Below are 13,703 nucleotides of genomic sequence, written 5' to 3' on the forward strand. Positions count from 1 at the left end.
AAGTGTCTGAATACTTGACCTTTGGCGATGATGGCGGTTCCACTTCCTGTTACATAACCGGTGAAGTTGTATAACTTGCGATGTGGTCGAGGTCTTCTACAAGCCTTGCTGCAGCACCGGATCGTCAGGGTTCAGCTGTTCCAGTTTCGCCAGCAGGATCTGCACATTCTGCAACTGCCCGGTTTCCTTCCAGTAGTTGATCAGCAACACCCGGGCCTTGCGGTCGGCAGGGTAGCGCTGGACAATTTCCTGCAACTGTTTCTGCGCGGCTTCCAGCTCCTGCTCGGCATGCAGGGTGGTGGCCAGGTCATAACGGTAATAGCGATTGTCGGGCTCCAGTTCCACGGCTTTTGCCAAGCCGAGCACCGCGTATTCGCCCTGGCCATGTTGCAGCAACCACATGCCCAGCGCATGTTGCAGGTAAGCTGACTGCGGCTGGGTTTGCAACTGTCTTGCGAGTAATTGTCGTGCGGCTTCGCCCTGGCCCTGTTTGTCGAGTACTTCGATCTGCAAGACCACTGCTGGCAGGTTGTCCGGCTTCAGGCGCAGGGCTTGTTCCAGGGCTTGCTGGGCCTTTTTCAACTCGGCGTTGTGCAGGTGCAGGCGGGCGAGTTGATAGAAGGCGTCGGTGGTTTGCGGGCCGTCTTGAAGTTGCTGTTCCCAGGTGTCGATGGCCAGTTGCATGGCGCCGAAGTACAAGCCCAGGTCATCCGGCGACAGGCCCAGCAGGGCGTTCACGGCGGCAAATCGCACGCTGGAGTCGTCATCATCGAGCAGCGGCCCCAGCAGCAGGCTGCGTTGCGCCGTCGGCACCAGTCCGACAATGCTGCCGATGGCCGCCCGACGTACATCCGCCGATGCGTTGTGCAGGTCCGCATCCGCCAGTTTCAAGGCCTGGGGACTTGGGTAGTTGGGCAGTTCGGCGTGCAGCCACACACGCCGCTTGGGCGAGAGGTCCGGACGCCCCATTTGCTGGTAAAGCATGCGCGCGGCTCCCGGCTGTCCGTTACGGGCACTTTCCAGGGCTTCACTGTAACCACGCTTGATCGCTTCGGGGATTTGCGGCGTGGTGCTGCGTAGCCACGCCGCGACAACACCGATCAACAACAGGACACAGAGGCTGAGGAGCAGATAGCGACGGCGAGGCGTGGGCATGCAGGGAGTCCATTACCAAAAGCGTGAAATGTCGCAAGCTTCGGTCAGGTGGGGGCCTGAGTCAAACCCTGAGCCATGGATTGAACCTTGTGGAGCGGGTTTGCCCGCGATGGCGTCGGATCTATGAGGTTGATTCGTTCGTTGGCCTGTGAAAATGGTATGCCAGTCAGTGCGGGTTATGTCGAATTAATATGAACCGCTGTCAGACTTGACAGTGTTTGGTTACGCCGTCGTGTGCTCGAATGAATTTGCAAGACTAATGGTCTGTTATCGAGGGTCGTTGAGCCTCAGTTTCGTCAGCTGTTGCTGGCAAGTCTGGTCGGGACGACTTTAATAATTGGATTGGCAGGAGCTGACATGAAGAGCACAGCGAAAACCGATAAAAGTGTCGAGCATGCTTCAAAAAAGGGCGCGGGGTTTGCAGTCGCTACTTTAGAAAATCTGAGGTTCACTGATATCAGAGGGGAGTTTGAGCACGGAAACGTATATATGATATTTGCTCTGAATGATGGCGAGTTTGGCATAACTCAATTCATTGAGGTGTCTGTCATGCGCGACGGCCTTCAGAAAAAAGAGATTATTTTGCCATCGCCTTACGTTCGAAGCTGGATACGGTTTGGTGCTTCGCAGGGGGCAGCGACAGGAGGGAGAGTCGTATGCAAATGGGACGAGGCCAATTTGCACGCCGTCGGTGAGTTTGAATTGATTGCTCCATTCAACGGGACGAAGATCTTGAAGGGTACTTTCGACGTTACCGTCCCTGGTAACTCGTAGATCGATCTATAAGGTAGTGTTGCAAACCGAGCCAACACTCTTGGGACTTGCAAGGTGAGCCAATAATCTTCGGGCGCCATCAGCCAGACAAAAAAAGCCCCGCGTCCAAATGAACGCGGGGTAATGAATTGGTTGATTGCGGTCAACCAAAGGGGCTCGGTGTGAACGCTCGGTCAGTTGCTGGCGACGGTTTCCGGCTGCCAGCCACCGCCCAGGGCCTTGTAGATCGCGACGATGCCGCGGTACAGGTCAACTTCGGCCTGGGCCTGGGTGTCTTCGGCGGCGAGGCGTTCGCGCTGGGCGTCGAGCAGCACGAGGAAGTCCACGGTGCCTTCGCGGTAGCGGATTTCGGCCAGATCGGCAGCGGCACGGCTGGATTCGCTCTGGCGGATCAGCGAGATCAGCCGTTGCTGGCGTTTGCCGTAATCGCTGAAGGCGTTCTCCGACTCTTCCAGTGCCAGCAACACCTGCTGTTCGTAAGTTGCCAGGGCGCCATCGGCCTCGGCGTTGGCGCCGCGCAGGCGAGCCCGCACGCTGCCCAGGTCAAAGGCTGCCCAGGTAATGCTCGGGCCCAGCGCCCAGGCGTTGGCCGCCGACGAGCCGATCTGCGAACCACGCCCTGCGGTGAAACCAAGGAAGCCGCTGAGGCTGACCCGTGGAAACAGGTCGGCCTTGGCTACGCCAATGCGTGCGGTGGCCGCAGCCAACTGACGTTCGGCGCTGAGAATATCCGGCCGACGTTGCAGCAACTGCCCCGGGTCGCCGATCGGCAAGGCCTTGGCAATGGCCGGCAGGTCCTTGGGACTCAGGTCCACGCTCAGTTTGTCCGGACGTTCACCCAGCAGGGTGGCGATGCGGTTGCGCTGACGCACCTGCTCGGCCTGCAACTGCGGCACGCTGGCTTCTACGGAGGCCAGGCGGGCGTCGGCACGGACCACATCCAACTGATCGCCTACGCCGGCATCGCGCAGGCTTTCGGTGATCTTGCGCGACGCCTGTTGGTTCTGGAGGTTCGCCAGGGCGATTTTTTCCCGCAGTTGGGCGCCGCGCAGTTGACCGTAGGCATCCACCAGCTCGGCGATCATGGTCACCTGCAGTTGGTAGAGATCGGCCTCGGCCGCCTGCTGGTCGGCGTCGGTGGCTTCCAGGTTGCGCTGGATGCGCCCGAACAGATCCACTTCCCAGGCCATGTCCAGGCCCAGGTCGTAGCGCTCGGTATTGACCCGGTCGGTGGTCTGTCCCGGAATCTGGCCTTTGCCCAGGTTGCTGCTGGCGCGACTGGTGATGGTCGGCATGGCGTCATTGCTGGCGTCGTCGCGAATGGCTCGCGCCGCCCGCAGACGGGCGAAGGCGACGCGTAACTCGCGGTTGCCTTCCAGGGAACGGGTTACCAACGCATTGAGGGTCGGGTCATCGAACTGCTGCCACCAGACGCCTTCGAAACGGGCCCGGTCGAAGTTCTTCTGGCCGGCGGCGCCGTCGGTGGCGGTGGTGATATTCGCCGCCTCGGTTTGCGGTGCCTTGTAGTCCGGCCCCACGGCGCAGGCGCCCAGGGCCAGGACCAGCAAGCTCGGCACGAACACTTTCAAGCTCATTGTTGCCAAGCTCATTGTTGCGTCTCCAGTTTCAAAGCCCGGGCCGACTTGCGGGCCTCGCTGCGCTCGACGAAGTTACGGATCAGTACATAGAACACAGGGGTGAGCAGCAGACCGAAGAAGGTCACGCCCAGCATCCCCGAGAACACCGCGACACCCATGGCGTGGCGCATTTCCGCACCGGCACCGCTGGAGAACACCAGGGGCACCACGCCCATGATGAAGGCCACGGAGGTCATCAGGATTGGCCGCAGACGCAGGCGGCAGGCTTCCAGGACCGCTGCCAATGGGTTCATGCCCTCGAGCTGTTTATCCTTGGCGAACTCGACGATCAGAATCGCGTTCTTGCAGGCAAGCCCCACCAGTACGATCAGGCCGATCTGAGTAAAGATGTTGTTGTCGCCACCGGACAGGATTACCCCGGTAATGGCGGACAGCAGGGTCATCGGTACGATCAGGATCACTGCCAGCGGCAGGCTCCAGCTTTCGTACTGTGCCGCGAGTACCAGGAACGCCAGCAGTACGCAGAGCGGGAACACGAACAGCGCGGTGTTGCCCGACAGGATCTGCTGGTACGTCAGGTCGGTCCACTCGTAGGTCATGCCGTTGGGCAATTCGTCCTTGAGCAGTTTCTCGATGGCTTTCTCGGCCTGGCCGGAGCTGTAGCCCGGTGCGGCGGCACCGTTGATTTCAGCGGTAATGAAACCGTTGTAGTGCATCACGCGGTCTGGTCCCGAGGAGTCGCTGACCTTGATGAAGGTCGCCAGCGGGATCATCTCGCCACGGTTGTTGCGCACCTTGAGCTGGCCGATCTGGTCCGATTCGAGGCGGAATTGCTGCTCGGCCTGGACGTTGACCTGGTAGGTACGGCCGAAGCGGTTGAAGTCGTTGGCATACAGCGAACCCAGGTAGATCTGCAGGGTGTCGAAGATGTCGCTGACGGCCACGCCGTGGGTCTTGGCTTTTTCCCGGTCGATGGCGGCATCGACCTGGGGCACGTTCACGGTGTAGCTGGTGAACAGCCCGGCCAGTTCCGGCACGCTGCGGCTCTTGGTGATGATGTTCATGGTTTCCTTGTACAGCTCGTCGTAGCCCAGGTTGCCCCGGTCTTCGATCTGCAGGCGGAAACCACCGATTGTGCCCAGGCCCTGTACGGGCGGCGGCGGGAAGATCGCCATGTAGGCTTCCTGGATGCCCGCGAACTGGCCGTTCAAGGCGCCGGCGATGGCGCCGGCCGACTGGCTCGGGTCCTTGCGTTCATCAAACGGCTTGAGGGTCACGAACACGATGCCGGCGTTCGGACTGTTGGTGAAGCCGTTGATCGACAGTCCAGGGAACGCCACCGCGCTCTGGACGCCCGGTTGCTTGAGCGCCAGGTCGGACATGCGCTTGATCACGTCTTCGGTACGGTCCAGGCTCGCGGCATCCGGCAGTTGGGCGAAGGCCACCAGGTATTGCTTGTCCTGGCCGGGCACGAAGCCGGTCGGGGTGTTGGAGAAGCCGAAGAACGTCAACACCATCAGGCCTGCATAGACGAAGAGGGCGATGCCGCTGCTGCGGATCACGCGGCCTACGGCGCCCACGTAGCTGTGGCTGGCGCGGTCGAAGAAGCGGTTGAACGGACGGAACAGCCAGCTGCCCAGCAATGCATCGAGGAACTTGGAGAAACGGTCCTTGGGTGCGTCATGGCTCTTGAGCAGTACCGCGGCCAGGGCCGGCGACAGTGTCAGGGAGTTGAACGCCGAGATCACGGTGGAAATGGCAATGGTCAGGGCGAACTGCTTATAGAACTGCCCGGTCAAGCCGCTGATGAATGCTGCCGGAATGAAGACCGCGCAGAGCACCAGTGCAGTGGCGATGATCGGGCCGGTCACTTCGCCCATGGCACGCTTGGTCGCTTCCACCGGGGTGAGGCCCAGGCCGATGTTCCGCTCGACGTTTTCCACCACGACGATGGCGTCGTCCACCACGATACCGATGGCCAATACCAACCCGAAGAGCGAAAGCGCGTTCAACGAGAAGCCGAACAGGTGCATCACGGCGAACGTACCGATCAACGATACCGGCACGGCCACCAGCGGGATGATCGAGGCACGCCAGGTCTGCAGGAACAGGATCACCACCAGCACCACGAGGATCAGCGCTTCGAACAGGGTGTGGACCACCGCCTCGATGGAGCCGCGCACGAAGATCGTCGGGTCATAGACGATGCTGTAGTCCATTCCCGCCGGGAAGTTCTTCTTCAGTTCGTCCATCTTGGCATGGACGTCGTTGGAGATCTGGATGGCGTTGGAACCTGGACGCTGGAAGATCGGGATCGCCACCGCCGGCTGGTTGTCGAGCAACGAGCGCAGGGCGTACTGGCTGGAGCCCAGCTCCACGCGGGCAATGTCTTTCAGACGGGTGATTTCACCGTTGGCGCCGGAACGGATGATGATGTTCTCGAACTCTTCCTCATTCACCAGGCGACCCTGGGTATTGATCGAGAGCTGGAACGCCTGGGCATTCGGCGCCGGTGGCGCACCCAGGGCACCAGCCGCGACCTGACGGTTCTGCTCGCGAATGGCGGTGACCACGTCGGTGGCGGTCAGGTTGCGCGAAGCGGTCTTGTTCGGATCCAGCCAGACCCGCAGGGAGTAATCGCCCATACCGAACAGTTGCACATCACCCACGCCACCCAGGCGCGCCAGCTCATCCTTGATGTTGAGCAGGGCGTAGTTGGACAGGTAGAGCATGTCGTAGCGTTTGTCCGGCGAGGTCAAGTGCACGACCATGGTCAGGTCGGGCGACGCCTTGTCCACCGTGATGCCGATCCGGGTCACTTCTTCCGGGAGCTTGGGCTCGGTCCGGGTGACGCGGTTCTGCACCTGTACCTGGGCGTTGTCCAGGTCGGTGCCCAGGGCAAAGGTGATGGTCAGGGTGATCTTGCCGTCAGCGGTGGATTGCGAGGACATGTACAGCATGTTCTCGATGCCGGTGATGGCCTGTTCCAGGGGCGCGGCCACGGTTTCACCGATGACCTTGGGGTTGGCGCCCGGGAAGTTGGCCCGCACGACCACCGTAGGCGGAACGACTTCGGGGTATTCGCTGATCGGCAACTGGAACAGCGAGATGGCGCCGGCGATCAGGATCAGCAGCGAAAGTACCGCTGCGAAGATCGGCCGCGAAATGAAGAACTGGGAAAATTTCATCTTGAGTTCAGTTCCTTAACCGCGTGGGGTCGCAGCGGCCAGTTTTCCCGCCGCTGTGGACGTCGCCTTGGACGGCGCGACCTGGGGCAGGTTGCTGGCTTCGAGCGCTTTGCGTTGTTGAGCCAGGGCGGCGAGGGTTTGTTCGCTGGCCATCGGTACGACTTCAGGCGTGACCGGTGCCCCTGGGCGAGCCCGTTGCAGCCCCTTGACGATGATGGTGTCGTCCTTGCTCAGGCCGCTACGCACGATGCGCAGGCCTTCGATCTTCGGTCCAAGCTCAACGGGGCGATATGCAGGCTTGTTGTCGGCGTCCATCACCAGCACGAATTTTTTGCCCAGGTCGGTGCCCACGGCTTCATCGTTGATCAGCACGGCGGAGTAGGTGCCGCTGCCCACCAGCTTCAGCCGGGCGTACAGGCCGGGGGTGTAGGCCCCGTCCTTGTTGTCGAATACGGCGCGGCCGCGGATGGTGCCGGTCTGCGGGTTGACCTGGTTGTCGATGAAGTTCATCTGGCCCTGGTGCGGGTTGCCGTCCTCGTTGGACAGGCCCATGTAGACCGGCGTGGCCTGGCCGCGCTGGCCCTGGCGGGCGAGTTGGGTGTATTTGAGGAAGACACGCTCGTCGGCGTCGAAGTAGGCGTAGACCTTGTCGGTGGAAACCACACTGGTGAGCGCGGTGACGTCGGCGGTCACCAGGTTGCCGGCGGTGATTTCCGCGCGGCTGACGCGACCATTGATGGGCGACGTGACGCGGGTGAAGCTCAGGTTCAGTTTGGCCAGGTCCAGTTGTGCCTGGATCGCCGCGGCGGCGGCACGGGCTTCCTGGGCGGCGCTGGTACGCGAATCCGCCAGTTCGGCGGAAATGGCATTGCTCTGGCGCAGGCGTTCGCCACGCTGGGCTTCGTTCTCGCTGCGGGTGGCCGTGGCGCGGGCCTGGGCCAGTTGGGCTTCGAGACGGCGCACTTCAGCCTGGAAGGGGCGAGGGTCGATCTGGAACAGCAGGTCGCCTTTCTTGACCAGCGCACCTTCGGTGAAGGCGACTTCGTCGATCTGCCCGGAAACCCGTGGACGAATTTCGACGGTTTCCGGTGCTTCGAGGCGTCCGGTGAACTCATCCCATTCGTTGACTGGCTGTTCCAGTACCTTGGCCACACTGACTTTGGCGGCCGGCATGGACGCTGCCGTGTCAGGTGTCTTGCCACAGGCGCTTATCACCAGCACCGCCAACAGTGCGAGGGGAAAACGTAGTTTTGAAAGTGAATGGTCCATGGATAGCATCCGCCAAGTGTATTGAGATGGGCGGATAATGCGTGGCGGGATGCGAGGGAACGAATCGAATGAAGCAAAGGTAACTATCATTCGGAATGATATAAGCGCAGCCCACCCTCATCGTCGGTCATTGCGACAGATAACGGTCATGCACGCGGTCGATGGTACCGTCCTTGCGCAGCATTTCAACGGCCTCGCGCAAATCCTCCACCATCTTGGGAGAACACAGCTTCGAACAGGCCAGGTAGAGGTCGGCATGGCTGTTGACCGGGCTCATGAGCAGTTTGCGCTTGGACACCTTCGGCCAGATGTAACGGCTTTCCGGAACGCCGTTGAACCAGGCATCGATGCGCCCCATCAGGAGCATCTGGGCGGGGTTGTCGCCAATGGTCAGCGGATAGATCTGATCATCCCTGAATCCCTGGGCGCGCAGGATCTCTTCCTGGGCACTGCCCAGGCCGACGCCGATCTTCTGAAAGGTATCCTTGGCTTCGGCAAAATTGCGCACTTGTTGGTCGAGGCTGAAGAAAGCCCGCTCCATAGGCATGATGGGGGCGATCCAGGTGAAGTGGTCTTCACGGCTGGGGATGCGTGACAGCGGCGTGATCAAGTGATCTCGCTCCTCGCTGACATGTTTTTGCGCCCTGGCCCAGGGCAATACATGGATTTTCATCGCGTATCCCGCCTTGGCCATGGCTTGCACGGCGATATCCCCGACGATGCCATAACCCCTGGGGTCGTTGACGAATGTCAGCGGGGGAGCGTCCAGGATGTGCAGTTCAATCGGCCTGGGCTCTCCGTGGGCGGTGTGAACGAGCAGCAGCGACAGCAACAGGCAAAGCCGGGAAAGCGCTTCGGGGCGAACATTCAACACGCGTGTGATCCGGCTCATGATCGATACTTCAGGCATTGAAAAAAGGGGGCGGCATTCTACGTGTGACTGGCCTCGTGAAACAGCGTCCTGCAGGTTCTCCGATCGTTCGATGCGGCGTTTGCGAAGGTGAATCCGTCATGATCGTTTCGTTCGGACATTCTGCTGCTGTTGCCTTGATCTTATTGGTTGTCCTGAAGGTATAGATCATCTGGCCAGCGAAGGCCTTGCGTTCTTGGCGGATTATCTGCGCGGATTACAGTCGCCCTCCCTTCAGAACCAGGCGCCGCTGTCGATACAACGCAGGCAGCTCAAACCGCGCGGGCGCTTCAGAGGTATCTGCCAACACTCCTCAGGGCGCTCATGCGCCAGCGTTTATCCGATTTTTGCGGGTCGGCCCAACGACCTCAGGTAATGAACCATGTCAGCCCACCCCAGGACCGAGCTGGAAAGTGCCCTTGCCCTCTGCAAGGGCAGTTTTCTTTCCGTTGGTTTTTTCAGTTTCTTCGTCAATTTGCTGATGCTGGTTCCATCGTTCTACATGCTGCAGGTGTATGACCGCGCGGTAGGCAGCGCCAGCCTGTCCACACTGTTGATGCTGACCCTGATCATGTTGCTGTTGATGACTACGATGGGCGGCCTGGAGTGGGTGCGCTCGCGGATCATGGTGCGAGTCAGTACGCGCCTGGAGTCGTTGCTGGGCCGGCGTCTGTTCGACGCCAGTTTTAGACAGGCGCTCAATACCTGTGGCATGAGCGCGTCGGCCCAGCCGTTGAGCGATCTGAGCGCCTTGCGTCAGTTCCTGACCGGTAACGGCCTGTTTGCTTTTTTCGACGCGCCCTGGATTCCGATCTACCTGGGCGTCATGTTCATGTTCCATCCCTGGTACGGTTGGATGGGGGTATTGAGCGCGTTGTTGCTGGGGGCGTTGGCCTTCGTCAACGAAAAACTCACGCGCTCACCGTTGCAGGCCGCCAACCGCGAGCAGATGGCGGCTACCGCCTTCATAAACAAGAGCTTGCGCAATGCCGAAGTGGTCGAATCCATGGGCATGCTGGCAAGCCTGCGTGAGCATTGGAGCCGACGGGTTCATGAGGTCCTGGTCCTGCAAAGCCTGGCCAGTGATCGCGGTGCGACCGTTGCGGCGGTATCCAGGACGTTCCGCCAGATCGTCCAGTCCCTGGTGCTGGGCCTGGGGGCTTATTTGACCATCACCCACCAGATTTCGCCGGGGCTGATGATTGCCGGCTCCATTTTGCTGGGACGCGCCTTGGCCCCCATCGACCAACTGATTGGCGTGTGGAAAGGCTTTCTCGGCGCGCGCTCGCAATATGCCCGGCTCCACGAATTGCTGGTCAAGGTAGCCGCAGAGCCCGAACGCATGCCGTTGCCAGCGCCGGCGGGGGCGATTCGTGTCGAGGGGTTGTCGGTCGTAGCCCCCGACGCGCGCAAGCCGATCATTCGCGGCCTGGATTTCCAGGTGGCCGCGGGGGAAGTGGTCGGGATCATTGGCCCCAGCGGGGCCGGGAAGTCAACGCTGGCACGGGCGCTGCTGGGGATCTGGCCAAGCCAGGCCGGCACCGTGCGCCTGGACGATGCGGACATCAGCCAATGGCGTCGCGATGAACTGGGTCAGTACATCGGTTATCTGCCCCAGGACATCGAACTGTTCGAGGGCACCATCAGCCAGAATATCTCGCGCTTCGGCCCGACCAACGCGTCTGCGGTGGTCGCCGCCGCACGCATGGCCGGCGTTCATGAACTGGTGCTGCAATTGCCCGAGGGCTACGACACCGTGATCGGTGCCAATGGTGGCGGGTTGTCCGGCGGCCAGCGTCAACGTGTCGGCCTGGCCCGTGCCTTGTACGGCGAACCGCGCCTGGTGGTACTCGACGAACCCAACTCCAACCTGGATGACGCCGGCGAAAAAATGCTCGCCGAGGCCCTGCGCAAACTCAGGCAGAGTCGGGCCACGGTATTTGTCATTACCCATCGCTCCGGGGTGCTGGCCCAGGTGGACAAACTGCTGGTGCTCAATCAGGGCGAACTGAGTCTGTTCGGCCCACGGGACAAGGTCCTGGCCCGATTGCAGGGCGTTGCGTCCGCAGTTCCCCGGCCACCGTGATTCAATCGTAAGCAGCGGATAAAACCTTTCATGCAGAACAATCAGCTTTCATCCGCCCACGTGCCCGCGCTGCCGATCGATGATGTACCGGCACGGCGCATCGGCTACCTCATGTTGTTGGTGACTTTCGGCCTGTTCGGCGGCTGGGCCAGCCTGGCGCCGCTTGACAGTGCCGCACTGGCGCCGGGTGTGGTCACGGTCAAAAGCTACCGCAAGACCGTACAGCATCTTGAAGGCGGCATCGTGCGCGAACTGCGCGTTCATGACGGCGACCGGGTGAACGCCGGCGATGTGTTGCTGGTGCTTGACAACACCCAGGCACGCTCGGAAATGGAAGCCATGCGCAGCCAGTTGATCGCCGCGCTCGAGTTGCAGGCCCGACTGGAGGCTGAGCGGGACGCACTGCCCGAACCGGTAGCGGTGCCGACCCTGGACCCGGCTGATCCGCGAGTGCGTGAGGCTCGCGACAGCGAAGCACGGATCTTCCAGGCTCGACGCAATTCGTTGCAGGGTGAAGTCGGCCTGCAGGAAAAGACCATCGGACAAATCGAAGAACAGATTCGCGGGTTCAAGACCATCATCGCCAGCAAGCAGATGCTGGCGGCCTCCTACCAGGACGAGATTGTCGATTTGCGAGCGCTGCTTGCCGAAGGCTACGTGGACAAGCAGCGCCTGCGCGAGCAGGAGCGCAGTCTCTCTCGCCTGCAGACTGAAATAGCCGAGAGTCAGTCCCAGATCGCCCAGGCGCGGGTCAATATCGACGAGGCGACACTGAAGATTCTCCAACTGAAAAAGACCTTCGCCAGCGAAGTCGCCGGTCTGTTGGGGGATGCCCGAACCAAAGTGTACGAACTGCGCGAACGGCTGGCGACACTGCAGGATCGTGACCAGCGCACCGACATCCTCGCCCCCGAGTCGGGAATGGTGATGGGCATGACTGTCCACACCTTGGGGGCAGTGGTCAGTCCAGGTACGGCGCTGCTCGATATCGTTCCGGCCAACGAAGAGCTGATCGTCGAAGCCCAGGTTTCGCCAATGGATATCGATCGCATCGCAGTGGGCAAGTTGGCGAACATTCGTTTCAGTGCGTTCAAGAACAGGGCTACGCCGGTCGTCGAAGGACAACTGGTGCAAGTATCTGCTGATCGCCTGGTCAACAAGGATACCGGCACGCCGTATTACCTGGCCCGGGTGGCCATGACTGGCAAGGGACGTCAGGCGTTGGGCGGCCTGACTCTGGTGCCGGGCATGCCGGTCGAAGTGCTGATCAACACCGGTGAGCGGACGCTGTTGCAGTATCTGATGCAACCAGCGAGCAATGCCTTTGCCCGTTCGTTGATCGAGGACTGACATGAAGTCTCTGATCGCGATATGCCTGCTCGTCATGCCGCTTGGCGCGGTTGCCGACGATTCTTACATAGACCTGTGGCAGCTCCATCAGGAGGCGCAGGGGGCCGATCCGCGTATTCTGCGGGCGCAAGCCCGGATCCACAGCGGGGAGGGCAACGAGCGTGCGGCCCTTGGCCAACTGCTGCCACAGCTCAACGCCAGCGGCAGCGTCAATCGCGGTCGGCGTGACGATGACCTGAGCCGTATCCAGTACAATGGCAAGCGCATGGCCGTGGCGCTCAGCCAGGTGATCTACGACCCGCAGGTCTGGCGCAGTTACCAGAAGTACGTAGAACTGGCCCGACAGAGCGAATACGAATCCGACGACACCCAGGTACAGTCCAGCATCGACCTGTCCGAGCGCTACTTCGCCGTACTCGCGGCGGAGGATGAGCTGTCCCTGGTGCGCAGCGAGCTGGATGCGACCGAGCGCAACCTCAAGCGCGTCAACGCGCTGTATGCGCGGCAGATGGCGATGGTGACCGATACGCTTGACCTCGAGGCGCGAGTGGATGCGCTCAAGGCGGATGAGATCGAAGCCGGCAACAAGGTCCAGGTCAGTCGGGAAGCCATTTCCGAATTGGTGGGGCGCGATGTCCAGGAGCCTTTCAAGCGCATCGGCGACAATCCGGCTTTCAGTCTGCCGGCGCAGACCCCGGACTATTGGGTGCAGACAGCACTCGATAGCAACCCGGCACTGCACGCCCGCGAGCACAGTATCCGTGCCGCCGAGGCGGCTATCGGTGAGGCCAGGGCCGGCCATCTGCCCCGTCTGGGCCTGAACCTGACGGCGCAACGCAGCGATATCGGTTATGAGGGGGCAGTGACGCCGCGCTCGGACAACCTCGTCGCATCCCTTGATTTGCAGGTGCCGCTCTACAGCGGTGGATCCACCAGTGCTCGGGTATCGACGTCCGAAAGCGATAAGGAAGCCGCCCAGCAAGAGCTGGAGGCCTTGCGGCGCCAGGTGATCAAGGAGACACGCACCGCCTATCTCGGGATGTCGGCCGAACTCAGCCGCATCAAGGCCACGCGCCATGCGCTGGAGTCCGCTGAAAAGTCACGGATGGCCACGGAGAAGGCCTTCGGATATGGCGTCAAGAATGCCGTGGACGTACTGGACAGCATCAAGGAAGAGTTTCGCGCACGGCGTGACTTCTATCAGTCCCAGTATCGGTTCGTAACCAGCTTGCTGGTCCTGCAGCGCTGGAGCGGAAGGTTGGGGGATGGGGATATTCGCAAGGCCAATGACTGGCTTGTTGCGCCAAAAAAATAGCGTCAGAATTGATAGGGTGGTGGCAATGTGATATTAATGCCGCCATTTTCCAACACTA

At 61.0% G+C, this 13,703-nt stretch carries 9 protein-coding genes; 4 read left to right on the forward strand and 5 right to left on the reverse strand.

Annotation, left to right across the window (positions count from 1 at the left end):
* Positions 1–96: 96 nt before the first annotated feature.
* The gene (locus PCOSP_RS14685; protein WP_139645529.1) at positions 97–1,155 is read right to left on the reverse strand and encodes a tetratricopeptide repeat protein; all 1,059 of its coding nucleotides are present in this window, start codon (positions 1,153–1,155) and stop codon (positions 97–99) included.
* Positions 1,156–1,512: 357 nt separating this feature from the next.
* Between PCOSP_RS14685 and PCOSP_RS14690 the strand changes: the two genes are divergently transcribed.
* Positions 1,513–1,929 carry an eS1 family ribosomal protein gene (locus PCOSP_RS14690; protein ID WP_175386791.1) on the forward strand — a complete coding sequence of 139 codons (417 nt, stop codon included), beginning with the start codon at positions 1,513–1,515 and terminating at the stop codon, positions 1,927–1,929.
* 173 nt (positions 1,930–2,102) lie between these two features.
* Here the strand turns inward: PCOSP_RS14690 and PCOSP_RS14695 are convergent, their stop codons facing one another.
* From PCOSP_RS14695 to PCOSP_RS14710, 4 genes are all read right to left on the reverse strand, one after another.
* Positions 2,103–3,524, reverse strand: a complete 1,422-nt coding sequence (locus PCOSP_RS14695) for an efflux transporter outer membrane subunit (RefSeq protein ID WP_041023237.1) — start codon at positions 3,522–3,524, stop codon at positions 2,103–2,105.
* Between the two features lie 11 nt (positions 3,525–3,535).
* Positions 3,536–6,715, reverse strand: coding sequence for an efflux RND transporter permease subunit (locus PCOSP_RS14700; RefSeq protein WP_139645532.1), 3,180 nt, complete (start codon positions 6,713–6,715; stop codon positions 3,536–3,538).
* Between the two features lie 15 nt (positions 6,716–6,730).
* Positions 6,731–7,984, reverse strand: coding sequence for a multidrug efflux RND transporter periplasmic adaptor subunit MexE (mexE, locus tag PCOSP_RS14705; RefSeq protein WP_047703215.1), 1,254 nt, complete (start codon positions 7,982–7,984; stop codon positions 6,731–6,733).
* A 127-nt stretch (positions 7,985–8,111) separates the two neighbouring features.
* Positions 8,112–8,876, reverse strand: coding sequence for a substrate-binding periplasmic protein (locus PCOSP_RS14710; protein WP_464708786.1), 765 nt, complete (start codon positions 8,874–8,876; stop codon positions 8,112–8,114).
* Between the two features lie 400 nt (positions 8,877–9,276).
* Here PCOSP_RS14710 and PCOSP_RS14715 point away from each other — a divergent pair, with 400 nt between their 5' ends.
* From PCOSP_RS14715 to PCOSP_RS14725, 3 genes are read left to right on the forward strand one after another with little or no spacing between them, the layout of a single operon-like run.
* On the forward strand, positions 9,277–10,980 hold the full coding sequence (locus PCOSP_RS14715; protein ID WP_464708787.1) for a type I secretion system permease/ATPase: 1,704 nt from the start codon (positions 9,277–9,279) through the stop codon (positions 10,978–10,980).
* A gap of 30 nt (positions 10,981–11,010) precedes the next feature.
* Positions 11,011–12,330 carry an HlyD family type I secretion periplasmic adaptor subunit gene (locus PCOSP_RS14720; protein WP_464708788.1) on the forward strand — a complete coding sequence of 440 codons (1,320 nt, stop codon included), beginning with the start codon at positions 11,011–11,013 and terminating at the stop codon, positions 12,328–12,330.
* Between the two features lies 1 nt (position 12,331).
* Complete coding sequence (locus PCOSP_RS14725; protein ID WP_464708789.1) at positions 12,332–13,645, forward strand: TolC family outer membrane protein; 1,314 nt, start codon at positions 12,332–12,334, stop codon at positions 13,643–13,645.
* Positions 13,646–13,703 lie beyond the last annotated feature (58 nt).

This window comes from Pseudomonas sp. MAFF 730105, from assembly GCF_055380705.1.